Annotated in this window: 19 protein-coding genes; 1 reads left to right on the top strand and 18 read right to left on the bottom strand. The window is 67.8% G+C overall.

Features of this window, described 5'->3' with window-relative positions; genetic code table 11:
* Positions 1-7: 7 nt before the first annotated feature.
* From ACWESM_RS23585 to ACWESM_RS23625, 9 genes are all read right to left on the bottom strand, one after another.
* Positions 8-1,372: a PPE domain-containing protein gene (locus tag ACWESM_RS23585; RefSeq protein WP_452493679.1), complete on the bottom strand. Its 1,365-nt coding sequence runs from the start codon at positions 1,370-1,372 to the stop codon at positions 8-10.
* Positions 1,373-1,402: 30 nt separating this feature from the next.
* On the bottom strand, positions 1,403-1,714 hold the full coding sequence (locus ACWESM_RS23590; RefSeq protein WP_355072191.1) for a hypothetical protein: 312 nt from the start codon (positions 1,712-1,714) through the stop codon (positions 1,403-1,405).
* Between the two features lie 368 nt (positions 1,715-2,082).
* Positions 2,083-2,400 carry a hypothetical protein gene (locus ACWESM_RS23595; protein WP_412806615.1) on the bottom strand — a complete coding sequence of 106 codons (318 nt, stop codon included), beginning with the start codon at positions 2,398-2,400 and terminating at the stop codon, positions 2,083-2,085.
* Between the two features lie 43 nt (positions 2,401-2,443).
* A complete protein-coding gene (locus ACWESM_RS23600) occupies positions 2,444-2,752 on the bottom strand; it encodes a WXG100 family type VII secretion target (protein ID WP_355072187.1) in 309 nt (102 codons plus the stop codon).
* Positions 2,753-3,206: 454 nt separating this feature from the next.
* On the bottom strand, positions 3,207-7,211 hold the full coding sequence (gene eccCa, locus ACWESM_RS23605) for a type VII secretion protein EccCa (protein ID WP_452493682.1): 4,005 nt from the start codon (positions 7,209-7,211) through the stop codon (positions 3,207-3,209).
* On the bottom strand, positions 7,208-8,764 hold the full coding sequence (eccB, locus tag ACWESM_RS23610) for a type VII secretion protein EccB (protein ID WP_355072183.1): 1,557 nt from the start codon (positions 8,762-8,764) through the stop codon (positions 7,208-7,210). The genes eccCa and eccB overlap by 4 nt, the downstream gene beginning before the upstream one ends.
* Positions 8,765-8,867: 103 nt before the next feature.
* Positions 8,868-10,628, bottom strand: a complete 1,761-nt coding sequence (eccA, locus tag ACWESM_RS23615) for a type VII secretion AAA-ATPase EccA (protein ID WP_355072181.1) — start codon at positions 10,626-10,628, stop codon at positions 8,868-8,870.
* A 543-nt stretch (positions 10,629-11,171) separates the two neighbouring features.
* Positions 11,172-12,842: a WXG100-like domain-containing protein gene (locus ACWESM_RS23620; protein ID WP_452493684.1), complete on the bottom strand. Its 1,671-nt coding sequence runs from the start codon at positions 12,840-12,842 to the stop codon at positions 11,172-11,174.
* 24 nt (positions 12,843-12,866) lie between these two features.
* Positions 12,867-13,814, bottom strand: a complete 948-nt coding sequence (locus tag ACWESM_RS23625; protein WP_452493686.1) for a C40 family peptidase — start codon at positions 13,812-13,814, stop codon at positions 12,867-12,869.
* A 176-nt stretch (positions 13,815-13,990) separates the two neighbouring features.
* On the opposite strand from ACWESM_RS23625, the gene ACWESM_RS23630 reads away from it, so the two are divergent.
* Positions 13,991-15,109 (top strand): hypothetical protein, encoded by a 1,119-nt coding sequence (locus tag ACWESM_RS23630; RefSeq protein ID WP_452493688.1) that lies wholly within the window; start codon positions 13,991-13,993, stop codon positions 15,107-15,109.
* Positions 15,110-15,562: 453 nt separating this feature from the next.
* Here the strand turns inward: ACWESM_RS23630 and ACWESM_RS23635 are convergent, their stop codons facing one another.
* The 9 genes from ACWESM_RS23635 to ACWESM_RS23675 form a co-directional block, all read right to left on the bottom strand.
* On the bottom strand, positions 15,563-17,497 hold the full coding sequence (locus ACWESM_RS23635) for a type VII secretion target (protein WP_452493690.1): 1,935 nt from the start codon (positions 17,495-17,497) through the stop codon (positions 15,563-15,565).
* Positions 17,498-17,644: 147 nt separating this feature from the next.
* Complete coding sequence (locus ACWESM_RS23640) at positions 17,645-20,206, bottom strand: hypothetical protein (protein ID WP_452493692.1); 2,562 nt, start codon at positions 20,204-20,206, stop codon at positions 17,645-17,647.
* A gap of 7 nt (positions 20,207-20,213) precedes the next feature.
* Entirely contained in the window at positions 20,214-20,534 is a 321-nt protein-coding gene (locus ACWESM_RS23645; RefSeq protein ID WP_355072169.1) for a hypothetical protein, read from the bottom strand.
* A 36-nt stretch (positions 20,535-20,570) separates the two neighbouring features.
* Positions 20,571-20,954 carry a hypothetical protein gene (locus ACWESM_RS23650; RefSeq protein ID WP_355072167.1) on the bottom strand — a complete coding sequence of 128 codons (384 nt, stop codon included), beginning with the start codon at positions 20,952-20,954 and terminating at the stop codon, positions 20,571-20,573.
* Positions 20,951-21,676 carry a hypothetical protein gene (locus ACWESM_RS23655; RefSeq protein ID WP_355072165.1) on the bottom strand — a complete coding sequence of 242 codons (726 nt, stop codon included), beginning with the start codon at positions 21,674-21,676 and terminating at the stop codon, positions 20,951-20,953. The genes ACWESM_RS23650 and ACWESM_RS23655 overlap by 4 nt, the downstream gene beginning before the upstream one ends.
* Positions 21,676-22,011: a YbaB/EbfC family nucleoid-associated protein gene (locus tag ACWESM_RS23660; RefSeq protein WP_355072163.1), complete on the bottom strand. Its 336-nt coding sequence runs from the start codon at positions 22,009-22,011 to the stop codon at positions 21,676-21,678. The genes ACWESM_RS23655 and ACWESM_RS23660 overlap by 1 nt, the downstream gene beginning before the upstream one ends.
* 22 nt (positions 22,012-22,033) lie before the next feature.
* A complete protein-coding gene (locus ACWESM_RS23665) occupies positions 22,034-23,500 on the bottom strand; it encodes a PPE domain-containing protein (RefSeq protein WP_452493695.1) in 1,467 nt (488 codons plus the stop codon).
* A 39-nt stretch (positions 23,501-23,539) separates the two neighbouring features.
* Positions 23,540-25,165 (bottom strand): hypothetical protein, encoded by a 1,626-nt coding sequence (locus ACWESM_RS23670; RefSeq protein WP_412806608.1) that lies wholly within the window; start codon positions 25,163-25,165, stop codon positions 23,540-23,542.
* 11 nt (positions 25,166-25,176) lie between these two features.
* Positions 25,177-25,725 carry a hypothetical protein gene (locus ACWESM_RS23675; protein WP_452493697.1) on the bottom strand — a complete coding sequence of 183 codons (549 nt, stop codon included), beginning with the start codon at positions 25,723-25,725 and terminating at the stop codon, positions 25,177-25,179.
* Positions 25,726-26,526: the final 801 nt, after the last annotated feature.

Consider the following 26,526-nt stretch of genomic DNA (forward strand, 5'->3'; position numbering starts at 1 on the left):
GCGCGCTTCACCGAGGACGTTCTGGGGAGGCGAGCACCGCTTCGTCTTCGTTGTCGTTTCGCTCGATGACGCCGACCGCCAGCACCGATTCGAGCATCGGCTCGTCTCGGCCGTCCCGGTCCTCGTACTCGATGACCCCGATGACAGGAGGTTGCTCGAGTACCGGAACATCCTGCGGTTCGCCAGGGACGAACACCTTCGACGACCTCTTCTCGTCGTCGCGGCGTCGTCGCATTCGCGCCTTGGGCGCAACCGCACCGCGCGGCGGGCCCTTCCTGGCCATCGGTCCGGACGCCGCTTGCTGCGGCATGGCGCCGAAGGCCCGCCCGGCTCCTGGATTCCAGTTGGTCGGCATCCGGAAACCGGTCGCGGCTCCTGGCATCGATCCGAGGCCGCCGCGGGCCATATTGAGCGCGACGAGACTCCCGGCCCCACCGCTCAATGTGGCCAACGTCGGCGAGTTCTGCGACGTGCCGTAGAGCCAGGAATCGTTCGTGGCTCCGTCTCCCATGCCGTTCATTCCCGAATCCCCGGACCAGCCATTGGCGTTCGGGTCCGGCGACAATTGCTCGGGATTCGTGGCCGGGTCCATCGGATCCGTCGGCTGGGTCGGATCCGCGGGCTGAGTGGGATCAGTTGGCTGGGTGGTGTCGGTGGGCTGTGTGGTGTCGGTGGGGTTCTGATCACCGCCCGATCCGGTGTTGTTGTCCGTTCCGGTCGGCCCATCGCCCGTAGACGTCGACGATAGGTCCGTCTTGGTGAAGTCGCTACCGGTGTAGTCGGTCGGGTTGTCGTAAGACACGTTTTGCGTCTGCGGGCCCGGCCCTGGCCCGCCCGTCACAATCGGGGGCGCCTCGAGCGGTGGCGGCAATGCGGCGAGCGTGGGCACCAGCGCGTTGGCATAAGCGCCCATGACGCCGAGGGCGGCCCCTCTGAGCGCGAGCAACTCGGCTTCGGCTTCGAGGAGGGCCGCCCCGCTCAACGGTCCGAAGCCGCCGCCGAGCGCGATACCCTCTTGGGCCCGGACCTGAGCGGCCTTGGCGGCGAGGACCCCCATGGCGGCCTTCGCCGCAGTGGAGATGTCAGCCGCTCGGTCCAGCAACTGGCCGGTTGCCTCGGCCACGGTCGCCTGCTCACGCAACCATGCCGCATGTTTGCGGAATGCCGCCTGTGCCTGGTCCGCGGTGAGCGCTTGGAACGTCGCACTCATCTGGAGCATCGAACTGTCGGTGTTGGCCGCGGCGGCATTCAATCGCGCGGCCATTGCCGTATAAACCTTGGCGGTCGCCCGCGTCGTGGCGACCCCATCGCCGGCGAGCACCGGGGCGATGATCCCCTCCGGCCCCAGCGCGCCGAGTACCACAGCAAGCATCTCGTCAGCTTTCGCTCGCGCTGTCCGCGCCTAGAACGCGGCTGCTCTGCTGAGCACCTGGCCATGGCCGACGATGTCGCCGGCAGCGAAGGCGGCGCCCACTTCCGGTAGAGCGCCCGCACCATCGGTGCCAAGGGCGATTCCGTTTGCCGTGGTGGGGAAGAACAGCCCCGCCTGCTTGGCGCACGCGACGGGGATGAGCGCGCTCACGTCATCGAGACCCGGCGGGGCCGGGACAGCGGCGGGAGCGGCCGCCCCCAGCATCAGCATCAGATCCTCCGCGCTGACGCCCAGTTGCGAAGCGATAACCGGGAGATGATCCCAATCGACAGCGAGATGCATGGAAGTCTCCTAACGACCAGTACCCACTCTTGGCGAGTAGTACATCGACATCGAGCGGTGCAATCAGAACGTTAAGCTATTCCCAGAGATGGGGATTCGGCACGGAGCTCGCATTCATCCCTACCGGCCACCCCCTCGCCGCCCTCAGAAGACCCTTGAAACCCGAACGGACGCGTCACGTGACACGAGTCGTCCGCCCACCCCGCCGACCGGCATCCAGGACATGCGATCGCCCTCGACGATGTTCGTGAACGAATTCGTCGAGGGCGATTGCATTCGATTCCGACCGGCCGCGGCACCGGCACAACGCGAGCGCCGCGTCCGTGTTCGATCGGCCATCTCCGAACCGGAGATGGCGATCTCGGCTACTACATAGCCCCGCCGGTTCCGATCTGCGAGAACCGCATGGCCTGCCCCGTATCGACGACGCGGAACTCACCGTCGATGCCGGACACGACCTTTGTGGCCGCCTTGAGATCGGTCAGTGCCTGATTGTACTGTTCGATCAACTTCATGATGCGAACCTGCAGGGCGTAGTTCTCACTACCGGCGTCACCCTGAAAGTTCTCCGCGAGCAGCTTGGCGAGCGTGTCCCGCTCGCCCGCGTCGACGGTCATGTCGCTGAGCACCTTGTCGGTCCGGATGACCAGGCCCTCAACCGCATCGTAATCATTCTTCAAAGCCATTTTTCGAAACCTTTCCCGATTGCATTCTGGCGTTAACCGCGCATCAGAAATTCATGTTGTATTTGTTGACCTGCGCCGCGTTCTCTTGGTCTTTGCTATCGAAGTTCGCGCCGGCGGAATTCAGCACGTCGACGATCTCCATGAAGGTCTGATGCAGCTTGCCACCCTTGTCGAGAGCACCCTGCATGGCCGTCTGAATGGCGTTTCCGGTTGCACCCTGAACGGCGGGCGCATACTCCATCTTGATGCCCTCGAGAATACCCAAGTGGTTCCGGAAGGTGTCGGCGTGCGTGAAGAACTTCTTGGCGGCTGCGGTGATCTCGGTCGGGTCGCCGGTGTATCCGGTTGCCATATCTATTCCTATCCTGTAAGGCGTTTACCTTGCCTCGGACGGATTCGCCGAGGACGTTGACAGCGTGTGTGTCGGAAGCGTCGATGCGCGACTCAGGCCATCGACTGCCTCGGTCACACCGATTACCGGGGCTTTCTCCAGTACCGGCACCTCCTGGGTTTCTCCGGGAACGACTGCCGCCGCCGGATCTCGGATACCCGTCGTATCGGTGACGTCCCGAGGCGGGGCGATAGCACCGTGCGGGCCGTGGCCTCCCGGCAGAACGGCGGCGCCCTCACCGACTTCCAGTGGCATCCAGAATGGGTCGGTCACGGCCTCCCGCATGCCCGGCGGGGCGATGCCGACATCGGGGAGTGCCATGGTGAGACTCCAATCGAGCGTGACTACCAGCTCGGATCGAGCGGCTGCTAAGGAAAACGGTAATTTATTCCCAACCTTGGGATGGGCGCCGAAGTCACATCTGCTGGGGCACCCAGGCCACCTGGACGAGATCTCGGCGAGAAGACATGGGCTCCACAAAGATTCCACGGCCCGGCGGCTGCTTGGTGGGTCGCACATCGCCGATCAGGATGCCGTCGAGCTTCGAACCGTCCATGATCAGACCCGAGGAATTGAGGTTCTTCATCTGACCGATCACGTTGTCGTACAACGCCGTGTCCGCTTGGGCGATATTGCGCGCCGCGACGACGTGCAAGCCGGTGTCGCGACCGTCGACGATGATGTCCTTCAACGGTTCCAGCGGATTCATCCCGCCACGCTGCACCACCATGTGGTAGTCGTCGATCACGACGAATACCTCGGGCCCGGACCACCAGGAGCGCTCCGCGAGCTGCCTGGTCGTCACGTTGTCCGGTGGGCGCCGCGAGCGCATCTTCTCCACCAGCGCCGGCAGCGCCTCCCGCACATCCCGCTCGCTGGTCACATGCCCGATGAGCATCTCCTGCGGCACCGTCTCCAAATGCCTGCGCCGATAGTCGATCAGCAACACGCGCGCCTGTGACGGGTCGTACTGGCGTTTGATGGATTCCAGCAGCGCGGCCAGGGTGGTCGATTTCCCCGATCCGGTCGAGCCGAGCACGATGAAATGGGTCGACACACCGAAATCGATCGTCGCCGGGCTCAGATCGGATTCCCGGACGCCGAACGGTACGACAAGACGCTGCGCGAGCGTTTGCGGCACCGGCCATCCGGCCCGCACCTCATCGATGCCCACCTGTGGCGGCAGCAATTTCACCTGCGGCGCACGCCTTCCCGGGTAGCGCTGCGTGATCTCGGCGGCCGCGGCGGCGAGGCCTTCGGCGGCCGAATTCGGATCGCCCACACCATCGATGCGAGGCAACGCCGTGAGCATGTGCAGACCGTCGGTCGAGATGCAGCGGCCCGGTCGATTGGCGGGGATCGCCGCGACGACATTGCGGTGGGTGTTGAAGGTCGTATCGGCCAGGTCACCCAGCCGCATCTCGACGCGTGTCTGCATCAGGTCCTTGATCGCGGGACGAATCGCGATCCAGCGCGAACTGCTGACCACCAGGTGGATGCCGTAGTTCAAGCCCTGCAGGGCGATGGACTCCATCACCGGGGTGTATTCGTCGTAGTACGGGCCGTTCGTACCGAATCCGACATCCCATCCATCGATGACCAGGAAGACGTCACCGTAGGGATCGCGGTCGTGCCACGGCGGCCTGCCCCCGCCGTCCCGCAGCGTGCGGAACTTTCGGATCGAATCGATACCGAACTCGGTGAACATCGACTGCCTGCTCTCGAGCAGGTTCGTCACCAACGCGATCGTGCGGCGGATGCGATCGCCGTCCCTGGCCGCGGCGACCGATCCCACGTGCGGAAGGTTCGTCAGCGCCGCCAAGCCGCCACCGGAGAAGTCCAGGCAGTAGAACTGCACCTGTTCCGGGGTGTGGGTCAGCGCGGCGGACATGATGAACGTCTGCAGCGCGGTCGATTTGCCCGCCTGCGTGCCGCCGACGATGGCCATGTGCCCACCCGCGCCCGACATGTCGACCCACCAGACGTCCTGACGCTGCTGCCGAGGCTTGTCGACCAGCGCCAACGGCATCTGCAAGACGCCTTGTGGCACGGCGCGGATCATCCGATCGAGAGTCGGCGGCGCGCCCAGCGGCGGCAGCCACATCTTGTGCGCGGGCTGGCCGTGCCGAGCCAACTGCTGCAACACCGCTTCCATCACCGTGATCGACTCGCCGTCGGCCGTTTCCGGCGCATCTTGGACCACCACCGGCTCGACCACCGCGGGCCTGGTGTCGGCGATATGGCCGGCGATGAAGCGCTGCGGCGGCCGGTACCCGCCACCGGGCCGTCGCGCGCGCTGCGCGGAGGACGCGGACACCTGCGCGGGGGCCGAGTACTTCTCGCCCACGTACGCGGCCTGGAAACGCTGGAGGTCACCCGAGCCGACCCGCAGATACCCCGAACCGGGCTTCTTCGGCAGGTGGTAGGCATCCGCGGTGCCGATCGCGTCGCGCGAGTCGCTGGTCTGGTTGGTACGCAACGCCACTCGGTAGGAAAGGTGGGCTTCCAACTCGCCCATCCGGTTGGCGGGCACCTTCTGTGAGGCGAGCAGCAGGTGGATGCGCAATGATCGGCCGAGCCTGCCGATGGCCACGAAGAGTTTCGAGAAGTTCGGATGCTGCTCGAGCAGCTCGGCGAACTCGTCGAGAATGATCAGCAGCGTCGGCAGCGGTCGCAGGTCCGCGCCCTGCTCCCGGGCACGTTCGTAATCGGCGACGCTGGCGAAATTGCCCGCGTCACGCAGAATCCGCTGCCGACGCGCCATTTCACCGTTGATGACGTCTTCCATACGGGTGACGAGGTCGGCTTCTTCCTCCATGTTCGTCACGATGGCCGTCACATGCGACAGCCGGTCGAAACCGAGGAAGGTCGCGCCACCTTTGAAGTCGACGAGCAGCAGGTTCAGGACATCCGGCGAATGTGTCGCCACCGCCGAGAGCACCAGAGTGCGCAGGAATTCCGACTTACCCGATCCGGTCGCGCCGATGCACATGCCGTGCGGGCCCATGCCTTCCTCGGCCGATTCCTTGATGTCGAGATAGACGACACCACCGGCCGGGTCATGGCCGAACGGAATGTTCAGCCGTGCCCGGTCCTGATCGCGACGCCGGATCCACGCTTGCTCGACCCGGATGACGCCCGGGTCGTCGATGCCGACCATCTCCTCCCAGGATGTACCACCGCTGGCCTGCTCGGCGGCCACCGCCTCCACCACCGTGGACAGCCGGTACGGCGAAAGGTTGCGCGCCATGGCCGTGATCGCCGCCGTGGACAGCGAATCGGCCACACCCACGCGACGCAGCCCGCGCGGGGTCACCTCGTTCAGCGACCGGTCCTCGGTGACGGTGAAGCGCAACGCCCTCGGCAGATTCTGCTCCGCGGGACCCAACCGCAGCCAGGTGCAGCCGTCGATGCCGGAGATGTCGCGGTCGCTGGCAGGGCCCTCGACGTCCACGATGAGCAGGAAGTGGGTGCGATCCAGGGTGGGCTGCGAATTCGCCGAGAACGGACCGCGGTTGAGTCCGGCGAGCACCTTGGTGCGCAACTCGGCCACGGTGCGGTAGACCATGCGGCTCGAGCCGATCGCGTCGTTGTCGCTCGGATGCTGTGCGTGCGGCAGCCACTTCAGCCAGGACCACTCCGGCGCGTCCGGATCGGACAGCACCGCGGCGACCGCCACCTGGTCCGGCCCGTGCAGCACCGCCACCTCGCCGATCATCGCGCGGACCAACCCGGCCACGAGCTCCGGATCGCCGTCGATGCCGACTTGCGGCGCCGACAGCAGATTGATCGCGACCGGCATGCCGCCGACCGTGGAATAGGCCTTGGCGAATCGAGTCAGCTCGACGACGCCGACCGGGTCCAGATCCGACGTGGGCGCGGCTTCCGGGACGATCACGCGCACTTGGTTGGCGATGCGTCCGCGGCCCACCCGCACGCGCAGGAACTGCGGACTGGCGACCTGCACCTCCCACATCCGCTTGCCCCCGATCAGCCGGGCGATCTCATCGGGACCCGGATGGGTGTAGCGCAGGTAGGCGTGGAGTTCGGCTTCCGCCGCGTGCACCGTCTTGCGGTTGTCGGTGATGCTGCGCAGGTAGTCCTTGCGTTCCTCGTTCAGGCTCGCCGCGCCGCCGGCGTTGCCCCCGAGCGCGCCGCCCATCATGCCGAACATCGACACCAGCATCATGGCCGGGAACATCAGCATCATCGGGTTCACGGCTCCGCCCCCGCGGAACATCATGACCATCATCCCGCACATGGCCGCCACCATGACCACGGGCATGATCATCCGCAGTCGCGACGGCGGAACCGGCTTGGGCAGCTCGGTCGGCGGTTGCAGCCGCAACTCGGTCACGGCGGGCGCTTTGGGACCGCGCACCATGCGGGCGGGCCGGACGAATCGGCGAGTGCTGGTCACTGCGTACCCCCGAGCCCGGCGACGACATTGTTGTTCGGGATTCCGTCGTGTTGGATGCGAGCTTCCTTCTGGGATAGAGCGGGACCAACCGCGAACAGCGAGATGATGCTCCACGGCGCGGGGACCGGAGCTCGTAGCGCGAGCGCGAGCAAGGTGGGGTCGGTGCCGCCGGCGCTGTTCGGTTCGGTGATGATGCCGTAGCGCACCCCGCTGTCGGAGACCCAGTAGAGCGACTCACGCAGTGGCGATCCCGGTTCGGTACCGGTCACCTGTACGAATCGCCCGGTGTCCCTCGGCAGGTACGCCGCATCCGCGGTGGTGCCGCGCGAAGCGGAGGATGTCACCAGGTCGACCGCGCGGCCCTGCTCGTCCTGCGTGAGCGGCAACTGCCTGCCCACCAGTAGTTCGGTGATCGCGTTCGGATCGCTCCCGGAGCGCGACCAGTGCAGGCACGTGACGCCGGAACGTTCCGGGTCGACCAGGCGAACGGGACGGGTCGGGTAGGTCGCGGTGCCCGGCCACTGTCCAGGGCGCAGATTCGCCGCGATCACGTTGGGTCCCACGGTGCGAGTGGTCACCGAGCCTTGGGCGTCCGCATTGCGGACCATCGCCGCCAGCACCGAACTGACCCGCACCAGCCCGGACTGGGAGACGAGGTAGTACGAGACGCCTTGATCCGGTGTCGACACGGTGAGCACCGACCCGACCGGCGTGGTGAATCCATTGTTGAGCGAGATGGTCTCGCCCTTGCCCGGCACGTCGGGGACCCGCAGCGGCGGTGCTTCGGGAATCGCGTTGACCAAGCCCTTGGAGGCCGCCATCACCGGAGCGGTCGAGTCGATGCCGAGCGCCATGGCCACCGCGGTGTTCGCGAGGTCGATCGCGGCGCGCACCACGCCTTTCTCGGCATCCGCGTACACCAGCCAGGTCGTGGTGTCGTCGCGCAGCAGGCGGGCCTCGCCGTCACCCAGCGGGCGGTTGGCGTCGCCGTCGATGGCGAGCGGGCCGCCGATCGCCGTCGTTCGCACCGCGGACCGGCTGACGGTCGGCAGGCCGGTCGCCGGGTTCACCGGCGCGGCCGCACCGGTGCGCGTCGTATCGCACACCGTCCACGAGGAATCCTTCTCGTTGCTGTCGACGATGCTGCCGGGTGCACCGGGAATGCCGACCCATGGTCCACGCGGGTATTTCGACAACTCGTCCCGGGACACCTGCACCGGATTGTCGGGAGAGCCGACGATCAGCCGGGCCGAGGTGAGATTGAGCGCCGGGAACAGCCGGTTGTTGACGCGTACGAACAGCGCCCCGGTGTCCTTCTCGGCGACGATCTTGGAGTCCCCCACCTTTTTGGCGGGCTTGAAGAACGCCAGCACGGCGCTGCCTGCGATGAGCACGCACGCGAGCGCGATGCCGATGGTCAGCGCGGTCGAGCGGCCGCGCTGCGGGTCATCGATCATCGACGCGTCGCGACGGACCAGCGCGTGCTCGATCCGGCGCAGCAGGAAACGCCAGCCGGAAATCTGGTGTTTGGTCACAACCCGGAAGCGCGCCACCGGTTCTCGTTCCTTCCGCCGCCCTCACCAAACCGTAACCAGCGGTCACAGCATGAATACGACCGCTATACCCAGCGTTGGGGATAGCGGATCAGCGGACGCCTCACACCCGCGTGCTCGGCGCCAAGCCCTCCAGCGCCGCGGTGACGTCGAACGCGTCGATCGTCATGAGCTCCTCGTCGGTCATCGCGGCGATATCGGCGTTCTCTCTGGTGAAGCGATAATCACGCTCGGCTTCGGCGGCCTCGACGACATTGCGCACGAAACGGCCGTTACCGGCCAGATCGATCAGCCGCCTGCCGTTCTTGGTCTGTCCCGCCAGCTCCTCACACCTCAGGCGCAGCACCTCGCGAGCCTGCTCGGACAGGATCGAATCCTTCTTCCGCGCGATGTGTTCGGCGATCTGCACCAGTTCGTCGGCGTCGTAACTGGCGAAGCGGATCCGCTTGGTGAAACGAGAGGCAAGGCCGTCGTTCGAGGCCAGGAACCGGTCGATCTGGTCCTCGTAGCCCGCGATGATCACGACGAGCTTGTCGCGATCGTTCTCCATGCGAGCCAGCAGCGTGTCGACCGCCTCCTTGCCGAACGCGTCCCCGCCGGAAAGACCTTCCTGGATAAGGGTGTACGCCTCGTCGATGAACAGCACCCCGCCGAGCGCCGAGTCGATCAGCGCGTTGGTCTTGGGCGCCGTGTGGCCCAGGTGGGTGCCGACCATGTCGTTGCGGGAGACCTCGATGACCTCGGCGTTCTCCACGACACCCAGGCCGGCGAAGATCTTGGCGATCACCCGGGCGATGGTCGTCTTACCGGTACCGGGCGGGCCGGAGAAGATCAGGTGCTGCGACTTCGAATCCACGGCGAGTCCACGCTTGGCGCGCACCTGATCCATCAGCACGCCGGATTTGAGCCGGTCGACCTGCTCCTTGACCGAATCCATGCCGATCTGCGCTTGCAGCAGGTCGGAGGCCTCCGCGAGGAGACTCTCCCGTTCCGCGCGCGCTGCGCTGGCGGCCGCTTCGCGCGGGTCGTCGCCCGTCTTGGGATCCCACCTGTTCGTCCTGGACGCGATGAGTTCCGCGGTGGCGACCTCGAATCGGTACGACTTGTCGCGCACCGCGCGCTGCCATTCCTCGCGGTCCGGCCAGAGGGCCGAGCCCTGCAGCCCTTTGAGGACCTTGTCGGCGGCGTCGTGATCGCCGTTGTGCCGCATCAGCATGCCGAGCAGGAAGTGCGCGTCGGCCCAGATGTAGGACAGGCTACCGGAGGAGCTGTCCTCCACGATTCGCTGCGCGCGCGGCATGGCTTCACCGAAGCGGCCCAGGTGCGCCAGCGACTGCGCGGTCATCAGCTCGGCGGCGATGTCCAGCAGGCCGTCCTCCAGCACCGGCCGCGCGTTGCGCAACGTGAGCACCTCCGGCCACTGCTTCGTCCGGAAGTACAGCGACATGCGCACGAAGTCGGACACGTCGTCGCGCGGGACCTCGTCGAGGATCGCCGCGGCTTCCTGCCATTCACCGCCTTCGGCATACGAGCACGCCTGCGCGATGGCGATCTGATCGCGATCGGCCATCGCGACGCGCAGGCCGTACATGCCGATCTCGACCTGGCACCACAGGGCGCGATCGACCAGACCCGCCCGCTGCTGGTCGCGGTAGAGGTTGTGCACCGAGCGGTAGGCCCCGTAGATCACCTCCGAGGTGACCTCCCCGGCCATGGCACGCCCGAGCCAGGCATCGCACATGTCCGGGTCGAGATCGGTAGCGGCCCGAAACGCCGCCGCCGCGTGCTGGTCGTTGCGCACGCCACCCGCGACCAACCCAAGATTCTGAACACCCGTGTAGAACGCGTCCTCGGCCGCTGACACTCGGACTTCCCTTCCGCCGATCAAGCCTGCTCGAACGATAGATTCCGGGGATCACGCCCAGGACTCGGGTTCTTCCCAACATTGGGAAGTCGAGACGGAGACGACGCCGCTTCCGCGACATGCCAATTTTGAACGTGCCGTCAGTTAACGGTATGTTTACCTCGGGGTCGGCAATCATCCGCCTGCAGATGGCCCCTTCGGCGGCGGCTGGCCAGCCGCGATCCGGTCCACCCAGCCGCCGCGCAGCAGGTCGCACGCTTGATTCGAAATTCTTGCCGCTATTTAGGTGCACACTATTGAACGTTCCGACAGAAGAGGGTACTGTCTGAACACAGATCGTCAGTCCCTCATCCTGACGATCTGAACCCAAAAGCAACGGCCGGTGGCACCGGCAGGCCACCGGCCGTTGCGAGGGGAACGACACCCTGTGCGGTAGCGCGGTTCGTCTACGTCTACCATTCCCGCCACCTCCACTCAGCAACCCATTCCCGCGCCTGGGAATGGGTTTTCTTGTCGGAAGCCTGTATTCGCCCGATCGCCCCGTCAGGCGCGCGAAGGCGGCGAGTCCGTGCGATCGGATGCCGGAGCCGTCGCCCGCGCCGGCGCGGGCGCGGGCATCGCGTCGGCGAGGTCGGCGCTGTTCGCTTCGGAGCCCTTCTCCCGGACCAACCGCAGTGGCGGCCGCGTGGCCGGAGCGTGCACCACGGCCGGGACATCCCGGGTACGACGGGTTTTGGTCCACGGAGTGACCGCGGGCTTGCGCACTTTGGGCGTGGCCTTCGCCGGACGTTCGGATTTCGGCGGCGCGGGGTCCGGCGCGCCCGGCCCCGGCATGGCTCGGCCCCAAGGCGTGGACGCCGCACCTGGACTCTGCCGTGCGAGGGGCGCAGCTCCCAGCGAATCACCCGAGACGGAGCCCGCGACTGCGTTCTCTGCGAGCACATGGTCGGCGGGTCCGCCCGCTTCGGTGGCCCAGCCAGACCGGCCAGCGTCGGGCTCGACCGCCGGTCGCCCCCCGACCTCGGGCGCCGCTTCGCGGGCAGCCACCGGCCCGGCATCCGCTCCCGCCTGCGCGGACATCGCGGAAGGGCTTTCGACTCCTGCCGGTCGGTCCGCCGCGTCCATGCCCACACCGCTCGGCGCGGCCCCCACTGGCGCAGTCTTGTTCGCGAACTCCCGGGCCGATTCGAAAGGTTCCGACCCAGCCGGCGAGAAAGATCGCTCGCCGGTCGGGATCGGCGTCTCTGTGCCACCTTGGGATACGTTTCGATCGACCGGCCGTTCCGCGGCGCCGATCGCCTCCGAGGCGTCGCGCGGCGCGACGGGGACGCGCGCGTCGTCTCCGAGTCCGTGGAGACCGGTGGTCGCCGCCGATACGTTCTGGCCGAAGCGCGACTGCGGCTGTTCGCCGTGCTGGAACGGGATTCCCCGCTCCGTCGCGGCGGGACCACGCCGAGCGCCCGCATCCCCCTCGGTGGGCTGCGCCGCGTCGTCGAACGGTGTCGATGTCGTGAAATCGAGTGTGGAGACGTTCTCGGCGAATGTCGCCGCGTGTCGCATGATGTCGTCGGCGTGATCGTCGAGCACCTTCGCGAAGTGTTGCACCGCGTCGGGATCGATGCGCAGCGGGGCCGGCTTGCCCGACGACGGGACGTCGAGCGCGTCGCGGGTCGCGTCGTAGACGATCCCCTTGACCATGTCGTCGATGGCCTGTTCGAGCGGTTCGATCGCCTTGCCGATGACTTCGGCGACGATATAGCCGATCAGGTACTGCGCCATCTCCTCACACAGCCTGCGCGCCGCTGCGGCGATCAGCGGCGCGGAAGGCGCCAGCGGCGGCGTGATCATCATCGAGGCATAGGTGGCGGCCAGGGCGGCGAGTTCGGCCAGCACGGCGATCTTCACCGCGGTGATCACCGTCGCCGCGACCTCGAGGGCCTGACCGACGATCTTGCACGCGCTGTCGAGTTGCCGCATGTGAGACGCGCTCATGCCCGCCCAGGTGGCGACAAGTTGCTGATACGACTCACCCGAGTAGAAGGCGCCCATCTGATCGATCACGCCGGTCGCCGAGTCGTGCGTGTCCCGCACCTGGGCAGCGAAGGTGCGCACATGCCCGGCGAGGGCCCGGACGTCGTCCTCGTTGATATCCGGGTAGGGGATGCCGCAGATGTTCAGGAACAGCGCGACCTCGCTGGGGATGTTTATGGCCACGCGATCCTCCCCATGGTCACCGCGTCACAGCACCCGCACGACGACGGAGTTGCTGTCCATGCGTGACCACTTCACCGTCGAGCCCGTGTAGGGCGCCTCGATGACCATGCCGTTGCCCGCGGCCAGCTGCACGTGCTCCGGGCCTCGCGTGCTGAAGGAGGAGCCGGGAAACACCAGGTCACCCGGACGCACATCCTCGGGGTGCACCCGGACCCCGCTGTAGATCTGCTCGTAGGTGGTACGGGGCAGCACGACTTCGCCGTTGCTCGCCTGGGCGATGGCGTATTGCGTGAGACCCGAGCAGTCGAATCCACCGCCGCTCGGACCGCCCGCGCCGCCACCGCCCCACACGTAAGGGGTGCCGAGCCAGCTGCTGGCGGCCAGCACCGCGTTTCCGCCTCTGGTTCCGTCCGAGCGGACTGTGCTCTTGCGGCGCAGCCGGGACGAGGAACTGGACCTCGAGCGCGTCCGGCGCCGCCTGCGCGGCGCCGGACCGTGCCTGGTCTGCCGGGTCGCCGGCGTGGCGGGCGGCATGATCTGCGCGGCCTGCTGCCGTGCGGCGGCGACATCGGCGTCGACCTGCTTGGTGGCATTCGAGATGGTGGTCTGTGCGGCATCCAGCAGCGCGGGCCCGCTGAAGCGAGTGTCGCCCACCGAAGCGATGGCCTGTATCCGGCTCTGGAAATCCGCGATGTGGTTGTTCAGGCGGCCGCGACCGTTGACCGTTCCGTCACCGGACTCGCCCACGGCCTTGCCGACGATGCTGTCCTTGCTCGCATGGGATTCCGCGATCGACATCTGCATGCCGTGCGCCTCGCCGTACCGCAGCGCCACCGCTCCGGACTGGGGACGCAGATCGGCGGCGAGAGCTTGGGTCGTGGTCGCCGCCTGGCCGGCGGGCTGGCCGTCGCCGTACAGCGCAAGCAGCGATCGGAGCACTCCGTCCAGGTCGTTCGTCAGTGCCGGTGCCATTCGACCGACTCGCCATCGCTCATCACCGACCGCCTCTCACACTCTCCAGCTATTGTGTCGCCCGAACCGAATCGGTCGTATTCCCATTCGTGGGTGGGTAATCGAACTATGCGCCACTTCCCATAATCGGGAAGCCGAGACAATGGGTGTGACTTCTGGAAGGCGGTGGCGACGGTATGGCGACAACGGCGGCGGAGACCAAAGCCAAAAAAGCATCGGCGCTCGCGTCCACCCCTCTGGCCAGCGTGGCCTCCGAGGTCAAACATTTTTGGTTGGTCGACCTGCATTGCCCGCCCGGGGCCTCGGAAGGGCTGCGCGCCTACATCGCGATGGCGGACACCGCCATTCAAACCGCCGTAGACCTGCTCGGGCGCGGCATGACCACTCCCCCGCCGAAAGTCGCCGACCTGCTCGAGCCCGCCTTCTACAAGGCGCTCGGCAAAGGGGAAGCGGACGACGAGTACCGCAAGACGATCGACAAGGTAGAGGCCAGGCAACTGCAATTGCTGCAGATGGACGACAAGGTCGTCAAGACCTCCGTCACTGTGGCCGCCGAGCAAGTGCAGGCGCTGCGGTCCATCAAAACCATCGTGGCCGACCTCAACACCAAGCTGAAGGCCGCGGGAACCGCCAAACTGAAGCCCGCCCAAGAGCTTCCGTTGCTCAAGGCGGTCGCCGCCGCCGTGGAGGCGGTGTACGACAAGGTCACCGCGATCGCCGACCTCAACGAGGATATGGCCAACGGCAGCGGCAACGGCAACGGCAACTCGAAAGGCGGCGGCCAGAACAGCGGTGGCGGCACGGCCGGTGGTACCAGCGGCGGCGGTGACGGTGGCCTCTCCTCGCTGCTGCCGATGCTCGCGATGCTGCCGATGGCAGCTATGCCGCTGGTCTCCCAGATACCTGAGATGCTGCACAAGGCCGAAGAGGACAAGGCGAAGAAGGCCGAGGAGAACCAGAACAACGGCGCGCCGGGTAAGCCGGGGCAGGCGCCGCCGCCCGGCAATCAAGGCCAGCCCGCGGCCGCGCCGCCGCAGGGCGATCCGAATGCCCAACCCGCCGCCGCGCAGCCGGAAACCGCACAGCCCGGCGGCATCACCGCGGCGCCTGCTGCCGATACCGCGCCGCCCGCCGAGCAGGATGGAGCTCCTGCCGCCACCCCGTCACCCAGCGTGATCCCGGCTCGGCGGACCAGAGACAGGTCCGCGCCCGCCCGGACGGGCAGCGAGACCGCCCAGGACGCGGAGGCCGAGGGCGAACCGACTCCGGAAGAAAGTCCCGTCATCGAGGCGTAGCCGCGTCGAGCCGCCTTTCGGAAGGCGTTCGAACATCTCGAGTCCGTCGGCGGGTTCGGCATGCGCCGGTTCCGGCTCCCGTGTTCGCGGCGTGCATTGATCCCCCAGTCGGCTTTCCTGTGGCCCACACAGCGCCTCGGGCTGGTTGACCGCAGTGCGGCGGTCGTACGACACCGGGAGAAGCGGGATTCCGGTTCCGGACGGCTACTGGCAGTGCCGCAATTGCGTACGAGAGCGCACATCGTGTGCACGGTCACCGATGCCGATTCGGCAGCGCGGATGGAGCGGCGATCCGCACGGGCGTCACCACGTTGCCATCCGGATGCCGGTATGGCCGGACTCCACGGAAGGACCCTCAGCGACAGACGTACCGACGCCCGGCTCGTGGCACGGCGGGATCGCACCCACCACGCCACGCCCGGACCAATGAATCGACCTACGCTCGCGGAGCTTTCACGACTGCTCCGGAGGCGCCACCGGCGGCGGGGTCGAAGGCGCGGCCACGACGGTTGGCGGCGGCCCTCCGGCGACCGCGGGTGCGGTGACCGCCGGTGCGGTGACCGAAGGAACCACTGTGGGCGGGGCGACACGCTCGGGCTGCACGGCGGTGGAGACCGGCGCCGGTGTCGAGACGAACTGTGGATGCAGCGTGACCTGTTCGTGGGCGTAGACGGCATCGCGCAGGGTCTGTCTGCTCGTCTCGTCCGCCAGCAGCAGCACCAATTCGTTGCAGCGCCGCTCGAAAACCATGCTGCGCAGCGGGGATGCCCCGGCGTCCAGCCGAAGCTGCCCGATCTCCACCCGGCCCACGTCGACCCGCTGCCCCAGCATCGAGGCCGCCAGCAGATCGTCGGCATCCCGCAGTTCGTCCCACAGCTCGCGCGGCACCGGCCTCCCGGCTTGCAGCTCGGCGAGAATTCGCTCCCGAACCCGGCGCGAAGTCGCGGCTTCCACGGGCGCCGGTCCGGAGCGTCCGACCTGCCCGTGGGCGTCGGCCGCCAGTTCCACGCACCGCGATCGCACCTGCGCATCGGGCACCGACGAGACTTGTTCCAGGCCGGAGATCGAACCGGCGAGGCCGAGGCGGTCGGCCGTATCCGGGGTGAACTCGCGCAAGTCGACGTCATAGGACGGAGCGACGAGCCCCTCCATCGCCGCTTCACCGAAGCGGTTGCGCAACCCCGGATCGATCGGACCGGAGGACACGAGGGCGGACAGACTCGCGTTCGCCTTCGCACCCCAGGCCAACCCAAACTCCGCCAGGACCCGGGCCGGATCGGTGACTCCTTCCCACGGCGATCCGGCGCCGTCGTCGGCGGCGAGCAACTCGTCCCAGTTCCACGGCGTGGAAACCTCACGCGGCAGGAACAATCCGGCGGGCAACCACCCACGTCCTTCGTTCGACGTGATGAAGACACCCGTTCCACCGGGACCCCGCATCACCGAGACGGCCCAGGCCATGCCCACCGGGGAGTCCACCGCGGCGAGCACGCTGCCGAGCAGCGTCCTGGCCAGCACGAGATCGTCGTTCACCTGGCTGCCAACCACGTACGCGGGTTCGGCCTCCTTGTCCTTCGCCGAGGCGACGGCGGCCGCGAACGGGCTCCCCACCGGCACCGGCATGGGCGGCAGATCCGACCGGCCCGTCGCGCCGGTGGGCGGTTGCGTAGCGCCTCGATCGTCCGGGGCTCCGTTGAGCGGGCCGACCCCGGCGGGCGGCATGCCCGCGGTCGAGGGCGCTGTCACGCCGGTGCTCGACGGGCCACCGGGTGTAGTCGTTCCCGTCGCGTTCGGCGTGCCGGTGCCGTTGGCGCTCACCGGGTCCGTCGACGCGGCGGCCGCGCCGGGCACGCCCGCTCCGGCCGGGGACGCCTCGCCGGGTTTGCCCTGCGAAGTGCCGAGCGGGTCGGTCTGAGTGCCGTCGGGGGCGGCCGAATCCCGACCGGCGGAACCGGGACCGGCCGTCACGGGGTCGGCATCGGGCGATGCACCGGGCGTCGACACGGACGGCGTCGTGGGGCGGTCCGTACCGAACGGAGCGGCGGAGCTTCCCGGCACCGGGGACGGCTGATCGGTGAGGCCGGCCACCTGCCGGATGTGCTGGGCGAACTCGTCGTCGGATTGCTCGTAGGCGTCCGCGGACGCACGCAACGATGCGGCGGTGCGATCGTGTTCGCTGGCCAGCGCCTCGCCCGCGCGCTGCCGTGCGTCGTAGTATCGCTCCAGCGCTTCATAGACCGGGTAGGCGATCTTGCCATAGGTGGGCAGGAAGCTCGCGAGCCAATCCACCGGCGGCTTGGCCCATTCCCTGGTATCGGCGGCCACCCGACTGTGTTGGTCGGCCAGCTGACGCAAAACCGCAGGGTCGATTTCCATGCTGTTCGGCATGCTCGATCAGATCCTTTCCCACCACACGTCCCCCTATTGTCAATCCTTCCCATGAGTGGGAAGTACGCAGCCGTCACTCGTTCCGGCACTTGCGCAGCGGCGTTGGGCGGCAACGCTTTTCGACGATCGAAGGTATCCAGCTACTGATCAGCGGCCTGGCCCCGCGGTGATGGTCGGGCGGCGAGGCGCAGCCGCGGCGGGCGCGGGAGCCGGTGCTATGAAGGCCGGATGACCCACGATCTGCGTGTGCGCGTATATCGCGTCGCGCAGAACCTGTCGTGTCGCCGCCTCCGCCAGCAGCAGCACGAGTTCGTCGCAACGCCGTTCGAAGACCATGGCCCGCAGGCCGCTCATCTCCGACGCGTATCGGCCGTCGGCTCGGTCGGCGCGCAACTCACCCAACGCGACCCGCGAGACATCGGCGCGCCGCGACAACATCGTCGCCGTGAGCAGATCGTCGGCATCCCGGAGCTCCTCCCACCACTCCTGCCGCACTTCGCGGCGCTGCCGCAGCGCGCCGAGGATCCGTTCGCGTGCCGCGGGCGCTCCCAGCGCGGCCGGGGAACCCAGGCCGGCGCTGTAGACCCGAACGTGTGCGTCGGAGGCCAACTCCCAGCAGCGCAGCCCGATCTCCGACTCCGGCGTGGCCGCGGCGCGCTGCACCAGCGCCGGGGCCGCGACGAGTTCGAGGCGGTCGACCAGACTGGGCCGCGGCGCGCTGAAGTCCATCGCCGACGAGGCGGCCACTTCCCCTTCGATCGGCACCTCGCCCAACTGCCGTCGCAGTTCGGCGTCGACCTCTTCGGAGGAGACGACGGCGGTCAACCGCGCACCGGACTTGCGCCCCCAGGCGATCCCGAACTCCGCCAGCACGCGCGCGGGATCCGCGACGCCCTCCCACGCGCTCTCGGCCACCTCCCACACCCACGGCGTGGACATCTCACGCGGCAGGTACAGCCCGGCGGGTATCCAGCCGCGCCCCTCGTTCGAGGTGACGAACGCGGTGATCCCGCTCTGGTGGCGCATCACCGAAACCGCCCACCCGAGTCCGAGGACCGCCTCGCCGCCCGCGGCAAGGACGCCCGCGAGCAGTGTGCGGGCCAGCACCAGGTCTCCGTCCACTCGTGCGCCCAGGACGAACGCGGGGGCCGCCGCCGAGGTCATGGCAGCGCCGACAACATTGCGCATCGAATCGTCGCTGTCGTCCGCCTCGTCCTTGCCCGCGTCCGCGCGCTGCTCGGTCCGCTCGGGCGGCTGTGTCTTCCCCACCGCGCCCGCACCGGGGGGCGGTCCCGCGCTCACCGCCGTGACCTTGGGCGCGGCGGCCGGTCCGCGCGATTCGCCGGGTGGAGCCGTGGTCTGCTTCGCCTGCACTTGCGGCGGACCCGAGCCGGCCTGTGCCGCTGGAGCGGAGACCGCCGGTCCGGACGGGCCGCTGGAGACTGCCGAGGCGGCCGGTGCCGATGCTGCCAGGGAACCCGGCGTCACCACGGGTGGCGGAAGGACCAATGGCGGTGCCACCGCCGCCGCCGGGCCGCCCGCGGACACAGCGACATCGCCGGTCTGGTCGGGTGCGGCGGCGTCGTGCGTTTCCGCCGCCGAAACGGTGGTGGAGCGGTCATGGGTCCCGGATTCGGCCTCGTCGACCGAGACATCCGAACCCCTTCCGTGCGGATCGTGCGCGTCCGAGCCGGGCGCATCGTGGTCGCCGCCGTCCGCAGGCACTTCCCGATCCGAAGTCATGGGCTCGGTGTCCGTGAGCTGTCCGCGAGGCGGGCCGCCCGCGGCGGTCAGGCCGGGTCCGCCGTCGGATGCCCCGCCGGGCGTATGACCGACGGGGACGGCCGTCGTTCCCCCGGGCGGATACTGGCCGGGCACCGGGTCCGTGACCGGAGATTCGGTCGAAGTGTCCTGGGTGGTGCGAGGATCCGGCTGCCTGCCGACCTCGTCTCCGGGCGCCGACGGGTCCACGGTAGCCACGACCGGCTGCTCGTCCGCGTTCTCCGGGAACACCACAACGGGCGTATCGTCCTTCGGCCGATCGGTCCGGGGGGATCCGTTGTGCCGTGGATCGCCGGAGTGGTCGGTCGCGGGCCGGTGCTGTTCCCGGTCGCCTGCCCGGTGGTCGCCGCCGCTGTGGTCGTCCGCGTTGCGATGGCCCGGGTCCCAGGGGCCCGGCTGCCCCAGCGCGTCGGCGATCAAGCCCAAACTGGGCAGCCCCTGGGGGCTGATCGAGCTGAGCGCCGCCCGGACGACATCCTCCACGTCTTCCCGTGCGGCGGCAATCATTCCGGGAATCCGGCTACGGATGGCCTGGGCGTCGGATTCGTCGTCTTCCGCCGCGGCCGCGCGCTTGGTCGCGTTGACCCTCGCCGTGGCCTCCTCGACGATGTCGAGGATCTTGTTGCGGGTCCGATACACCAGGTCGGAGAAGTCCCGGAAGGTGTCCGCCGCGGCCTCCAGCGCGTCGGCGAACGCCTGCGGGTTCATCCGCTGGCGCGCCATGTCGTCCTTGACCGGTTGCAGACCGGCACTGGAGCGGACCCGTTCGTCGAAGTCACGCCGTCTGCGGTCGGCGTCGAGCAGGTCCAACGCCCCCGCGCCGTCCCGCGCGAGGCGTTCCAGCGCACTCCAGTCCCCCGGCGAGATCGCCGGCCAGTTGTCGCCGACGATGGCGTCCCAGTACGGACTGTCGCGCTCCGGTTCCATCAGCGAGTCAGACGAACTCGGTACGGCTGCGCACCGCGGCGGCGCCCGCGCGATCGGCGTCACCATGGGTGTACGACACTTGGGCGGTGACCGCTGTCGTCGCGTCCACACGGCGGCCGTTGGCGCGCACCGCACGCTCGAACGTGGTCTTGATCCACTGTGTGTGCGCAACCAGTCGCCGATCGATCTCCGATTCGGGACGCCTCGGCGCGACGAAACCACTACTGATCTGCTGAACTTGGCCGCCGACCGTGGTGATCGCGGTGTGGAACTTCTGCGCGGCGGCGACGACCTCGTGCGGATCGTCGGTATCGAATTTGTCGGTCATGTCGCTGTCCTGTCTCGCCGTTGCGGCGGTCGGCACTCAGGTGTCGCGTCGGAACTCGGCTTCCTCCATAGCGCGATAAGACGCCTCGGTCGGAAGGTCGAACGAATCGATCGTGTAGGAGCGGGTGCCCTTGTACTCCATCTCCGCCCGCAGCCCGACGCGCGACTTCGCGTGCGCCAGCCGCGCCAGCTTGACGATCTGCGAGGCCAACCACTCGTCGCCGTTCTCGCGGGCGTCATCGGTGATGTACAAGCCGATGATCTCGCCGTCCCGGTCGCATCCGACGCCGACGGTGTGGTCGGGGTTGAACACCTCGTAGGTCATCTTCCGCCAGTCCGGTGCGGCGGCTTCCCGCTCGTCGAGATCATCGACATCGTCGACGTCGTAATCGTCCATGTGGATCGAATGTATGTCGGTCATCGGCTGCTCTCCGAGAATCGTTCACCGGGCTGCGGATTGATCAAGTAGTCGGCGTCGTCGGTCATCGACTCCAGGCGCGCGGCCAGCGCGGACCAGGCGGCGTCCTCGATGCGCATGACTTGGCGCATCTGCCAGAACCGGGCCCCGAGATACAACTCGCCGGTGCCGTCCGGGGCCACGTCGAGATGGTCGGGACCTTCGGTGGCCGGGTTCAACGTCACCGCCGTCACCGGCGGACGGGTGTCGTCGACGTTCACCAGCGTCGCGCCGCCGCCGGGAATGAAACTCTGCCGCAGCCTGGCACTGCTGCCGATCGCGACGTCGGCGCTGTTGGTGGTGACGGTGACCTCCGGATTCAACAGAAGTTGCAGGACCCACGATCGGGCCGTCTGCTCGGGACGGTCGGCGTTGATCGCGATCGTCAAGGTCGCGGCCAGGTCGATCACCAGGACCGCGTCGGTAGTTGTGACACCGGCGACCACCAGACGGCGGGCCGTTCCCGTCGGATACGGCAGGTCGTCGGCAGCCAGGGACACCACGTCCGCGCCGACACCGCCACCTGTGGCGGGATGCGCGGAGACGGTTCCGGTGGCGACATCGATCGTGTAGGCGACGATTAGGTCCGAGATGCCGTCCGCTACCCCGGCGAGCCGGACCAGCCCCTCGTCGTGCAGCCACCGCACCGTATCCGCGACGGTGACCTCTGGTGCGGGTTCGGTCATCAGGCCTGCCCGGAAGCGGTGGTGACCGGCTCGTCTGCGTCGATGGGGCGCTCCATCACGCTCTGGTACTGCCGCGCCGCGTCGGCGGTGCTCTCCCGGATCGCGGCCATGATCTCGGTGACCAGTTCGGGGCAGGTGAGCCGGTCGGCCGTGCCCGGCGCGAGGTAGAGATCGGTCAGCCTGCCCATCGCGTCGACCTCCGGGATGACCGCGCCGCCGGGCGAGGGCCTGCGGGCGCGAATGTTGTCGATCTTCTCCCGCATCTCGGCGATCCGGTGCCGCAGATCCCGGGCGGCGTCCAAGGCCGCCTGCACGTCCGGGTGGATGGAACTCACGACGCCACCTCGCTGCGCTCACTCATGCGTTACCTCCGGGTTGGGAAGGGGTTTGGTTGCTCGGCGCCGGCGTCGGCGGAGTCACGGTCGGGGCAATGGTCGGCCGTTCCCCGATCACCGCTTCGGTGTGCGGTGTGTCGTCCACGTACATCAAGCGGTCGGGGTGCCACGCCACGACGCGGTTTCGGTCGTTGTTGCCACCCGAGTTGCCCATGCCGGGCGCCATCGGCATGTACGGCATCATCGGCGATCCACCGCGCGCGGCGGCAGCGGTGGCCGCCGACGACGTACCGAGAGGTTCGATCACCGGTGTGCGCGGCATGCCCGAACCCAGGCTGGCCGCGGCGGCCACCGGCAAGGCGCTCGCCGTAACGGTTTCCGCTTCGACATCCGGGATGCCGAGGCCGGAACTGCCGACGGGCATCCCGCTCGGGCTGCCCGTACCGAGCCCGCTGGGGATGCCGAGGTCGTCGTAACCGTAGTCGTCGAGGCCGTAGTCGTCGTAGGCGTCCGAGGTATCCGACTGTCCGAGTTGACTCAACGGCGTGCCGGCCGAGGCCATCGCGCTCATCAGGGCGGGCAGCATCTGGGTCAACGCGCTGCTGTCGCCGCTGCCGCTGCCCTTTCCGGCGCTTTCGCTGGTTCCCTCGCTCGCGCCCACCTTCGAGCCGACCTCGGTGGAGTAGCCGGTGATCGTCTCCGCCGAACGCGCGTTCTGCTCGTTGAACTTCGCCAGGGCGGCCTGGATGCCGAGCTCGTTCTTGGAGCGCATCGCCGCGATGAGCTCCTTGCGCGCGGCGATGATCTCCTCCGGCGTGGGGTGTTTGGCTTTCGCGGTCCGGAACGCGTCGCTGTAGGTGTCGATTCCGTCGGCCAGCATCCCGAGGCCGAGGCCGAGCTGGTCCAGCCACCCCCGGCGCTGGCCGAGCTCCGCGGCGGCCGCGGAGCCGACCGGTTCCCAGTTCTGCATCGACTTCGCCGCCGAGGTCACGCCCTCGATCGCCGCGAGATGCGGACCGCCGGCGAATTTACGCAGCGCGTCCGCGAATCCCTTCGCCGCACCGGGCCCGGGGCCCGAGTGCAACTGCTGAGCGAAAGTCAACGGGTCGACCGCTCCGCCCGCGGCGGGGAACCGCAGACCCGGCGGGCGCCGTTGGCCGATCTCCTGTACTTCGCCGACCGGATTGGCGAGCAACTCACCGCCGCTGCCGTTGATCCTGCGAGCGCCGTCGTCGTCGGCCGCGGTGTAATCGGCGGCGGCCGCGCCGATGTTGTACGCGGTCCGCTGGATATCGGTGAGGACACCCGCCATTCCGTTGAACAACGAGGCGGCCTGCGCGTTGAGTTGCGGTACCGCCGCGGCGGAAATCGGGTCAGCGCCCGCGGGCACGACCCATCCCCCTGGCATCGCCGCACCGGTATCGCGCGCCATCGCGGCGAGTTTCGACGCCGCAGCGACAAGTTCCTGCGGATCCACCTTCAGCGCCATCGCGACCTCCTCTCCTCATCTGCCGCTCTGCTCGCGCGATCAGCCCGCGGGTGCCGCGGCAACCGGCATTGCCGCGGCCGCGGACTGATCGGCCGAGCCCGGCGTACCCGAGGGCGCGCCCCCGTCCGCCGGCGCGGTCACTTCGATGCCGCTCGGATGCGCGAAGCCCTCGAAAGTGTTCGTTTCCGAGGCGATCTCGGGCATCTTCGGGTCGAAAGGCTTCAGCTCGCCCTTGACGATGACCTCCAATGTGCCACCTTGATCGGCGGGGAACACAACGAGGACCGCGGTCGAGTTCGTCCATGTGGCGACGTCGCCGGTCATCAGCTCGAAGTCACCCACACGTTTGCCGATCTGCTTCTTGTCCGACCACTTCGCCGGCGTCTTCTCGTATGCCTTCTGCGCGGAGGTGTCCGCGTGGTTGCCGAACGCCGCGTCGAGGACCTGGGCGACCATAGCGGACACCTTCTGCGTACGTCCGTCGGGGAAGGTGTAGGTCACGCTGCCGTCCGCATCCGGAGTTCGTCCGGGCGCGACCGTCGGCTGGGTGGATGTCGTGCCGGTGGGCGCCCCGCTGTGCTGCGTCGCCGGGGCCGTCGTGGACGGCTGCGCGACCGCGGGCTGGGCCGTGACCGGCGGTGCGACCGGCGGCGGAGCCACCGCATCGAGCTCGTCGTCGTAGCGGCTCGGATCCAGATCCCTGCGACGGCTGTTCAAGTCCTGGTCGGCCATGTTCCGCATCATCGCCTGCTGCATCATCATCGGCAGCATGGAACTCATCAGGTCCATGCCGGAGCCCATCGGCGAACTGACGGGGGTCTGCGGCACACTCGGCGTGGTGGGTGTCGTCACGCCCGGCGTAGTGGTCCCGGTCGGGTCCAGGCTGCTCGGCGTCTGACCGGTCGAGCCGGGGCTGCCGGGGGTGTCCAGATCGGGCAACGTCGTGCTGGGAGTGGTCGGGTCGTCGAGGCCGTCCAGGCCGGGGGGAAAGGTACTGTTGTCCACGGCCGGGGGGATCGTCGGGTCGTTGACACCGGGGGTCGTCGGCCAGTTCGATGTGTCGACGGGAGGCGGAGTGCCTGCCGGGTTGTTCGCCGCCGCCTCCAGCTTCTTTATCTGATCTTGCAGTTCCTTGATCATCTTGGTCTGATCATCGATGTCCTTGGCCACGCCGCTCTGCCCCTGCCTGACGGTATCGATCTCGGTGGCAAGGGAATCGTTGGCGGCCGTCACCCAGGTCAAGATATAACTGTCGATTTGTATGCCCTGGGGTGGCGTGGTAGGCGCCATCGCCACGACCTTCTCGTCGATTACCTTGTTGGTCGCTTGCTGCCCCGCCTCGGACCATTTTCCGGATTCGCGTATCGAGTTCACCAATTCGGTGACGTTGCCGTTCAGGTCGCTGTACGACCGCTTCAGTTGCACCGCCACTTCCGCGTAGTTCGTAAAACTGCCGATATTCGCAGGGGCGACCTGTGGCACATCCGGAGCTTTGGGTGGATCACTCTTCGAATCTTTTCCGAGGCTCTTCCAGATCCCGTCGAAGTTTTGATACAGGCTCTTGAAGCAGGAATCGGTGAAGACCGAGAAGACCCATTCGGCCGGATAATTGCCCTCCTGGATCTTCTTCCGGTCGGGCATCAACATCGGGTGCATGTCCGTCATGGAACCGCCCCTCAGCTAGTGCTGAATGTCGTTGATGCATTGAGCGGCTTGGTCGGCAGCATCGCCGGATATGACTGCCCTTGTCCCGGAGCCGAGCCCGGCCCCCCTTGATGCCCGACGCCCGAAATCCCGGCAGTCACGCTGGCGCCGGTCAACCAACCGCGGGCCGCATTCAAGGACACGCCTCGTCCAGTCCACGCGGCTCCGATATTCGCAGCCGGGTTACGGATGGCAGGGTTGAATGCGCCTGTAGCCGCCCGTGCTAGCAGATTTCGTCCCCCCGCGTTCGCCATGGCCCGCATGGCCCCACCGGCACCGCCTCCGAGCAATGACAAGGCGCCGGTTTCGACGCCATTATCCAAGGACTCGCCCCAACTTTTGCCTTCGACAGTTTTGTCCCAGAGCGTCTCCGCCGCGAAGCCGGCCAGGGCACTGCCCGCCGCAACGCCGATCGCCGTGCCGACACCCGGGACAACCGACCCGAGCGCACCACCGGCAAAGGTGACACCGGTGGTCAGTGCGAATTTACCGATAGACGACCATGAAACACCGAAGGGCATGGGATCACCTCGAGATGCTAGGCGGAGCGCCGGTGCACGGCGGCTTGCTGGTCTTCACGTGCGTCCATCGCGGCCGACCCGACCTGGGTCAGAGGCTCGCAAGGCTCGTGCCTCACCACGGCAAAGTCCGCCTTTCGATCGAACTCCCCATCGTCGACCGGAGCGGCGTACGCGGTGACCGACCATGAGTGAGACCTACTTTCGACGTCTTCATTGTCGAGGCTTCCCAACTACGGGAAGCAGCGCGCTGGCAGAACCGGGAGGCCGGTCCGAATCCGTCTACACTGACATGCGCGAATTGTCCAGGCTGCCAGATGAGTTCACAGCGACTTGTGAGGATGGGTTGGATGAACGTCTGCGACCCACCGCTCGAACCTATCGTTCGGGCATCCTCCACCTGCCGATGGCACCTACAACCGGGGGACGATCATGACCTCTGCTGAAATCTGGCCCGCCGGGGTCGAGGTGGCAGCGCAAGAGCCGGAGACGGCGGAAGATCAGCAGACCGGCCCGGCGACGCCATGGTCGAGTCGGCCGGATCAGCAGCGGTCACGGCCGGGCACGGCCGTACCGGGACAACCGAGCGTTTTTCCTCCGCCGGGGCAAGCTGGCGCTCCGGCACCCGGTCGATCCGCTAGCGCCGGACAACCGAATGTGTCCAACTCGCCGGGTGTTTCGGGTCCGTCTGTGCCTGGTCAGGCGGGGCTGCCTGGTCAGGCGGGTGTGCCTGGTCAGGCGGGTGTGCCTGGGCAGCCGGGTGGGGTGGTGGCTCCGCGGGTGGAGTCGGCGCCGGGGCGTGGT

The sequence above is a fragment of the Nocardia sp. NPDC003999 genome (assembly GCF_053604885.1).

Coding starts and splice junctions, on each gene's coding strand:
- ACWESM_RS23635 (WP_452493690.1), bottom strand. CDS start 17,497: ATGCCGAACAGCATGGAAATCGACCCTGCGGTTTTGCGTCAGCTGGCC.
- ACWESM_RS23670 (WP_412806608.1), bottom strand. CDS start 25,165: ATGACGGACATGCACCCGATGTTGATGCCCGACCGGAAGAAGATCCAG.
- ACWESM_RS23645 (WP_355072169.1), bottom strand. CDS start 20,534: ATGACCGACAAATTCGATACCGACGATCCGCACGAGGTCGTCGCCGCC.
- ACWESM_RS23625 (WP_452493686.1), bottom strand. CDS start 13,814: ATGGCACCGGCACTGACGAACGACCTGGACGGAGTGCTCCGATCGCTG.
- ACWESM_RS23590 (WP_355072191.1), bottom strand. CDS start 1,714: ATGCATCTCGCTGTCGATTGGGATCATCTCCCGGTTATCGCTTCGCAA.
- ACWESM_RS23655 (WP_355072165.1), bottom strand. CDS start 21,676: ATGACCGAACCCGCACCAGAGGTCACCGTCGCGGATACGGTGCGGTGG.
- ACWESM_RS23600 (WP_355072187.1), bottom strand. CDS start 2,752: ATGGCAACCGGATACACCGGCGACCCGACCGAGATCACCGCAGCCGCC.
- ACWESM_RS23675 (WP_452493697.1), bottom strand. CDS start 25,725: ATGCCCTTCGGTGTTTCATGGTCGTCTATCGGTAAATTCGCACTGACC.
- ACWESM_RS23640 (WP_452493692.1), bottom strand. CDS start 20,206: ATGGAACCGGAGCGCGACAGTCCGTACTGGGACGCCATCGTCGGCGAC.
- ACWESM_RS23630 (WP_452493688.1), top strand. CDS start 13,991: ATGGCGACAACGGCGGCGGAGACCAAAGCCAAAAAAGCATCGGCGCTC.
- ACWESM_RS23595 (WP_412806615.1), bottom strand. CDS start 2,400: ATGGCTTTGAAGAATGATTACGATGCGGTTGAGGGCCTGGTCATCCGG.
- ACWESM_RS23585 (WP_452493679.1), bottom strand. CDS start 1,372: ATGCTTGCTGTGGTACTCGGCGCGCTGGGGCCGGAGGGGATCATCGCC.
- ACWESM_RS23650 (WP_355072167.1), bottom strand. CDS start 20,954: ATGACCGACATACATTCGATCCACATGGACGATTACGACGTCGACGAT.
- ACWESM_RS23665 (WP_452493695.1), bottom strand. CDS start 23,500: ATGGCGCTGAAGGTGGATCCGCAGGAACTTGTCGCTGCGGCGTCGAAA.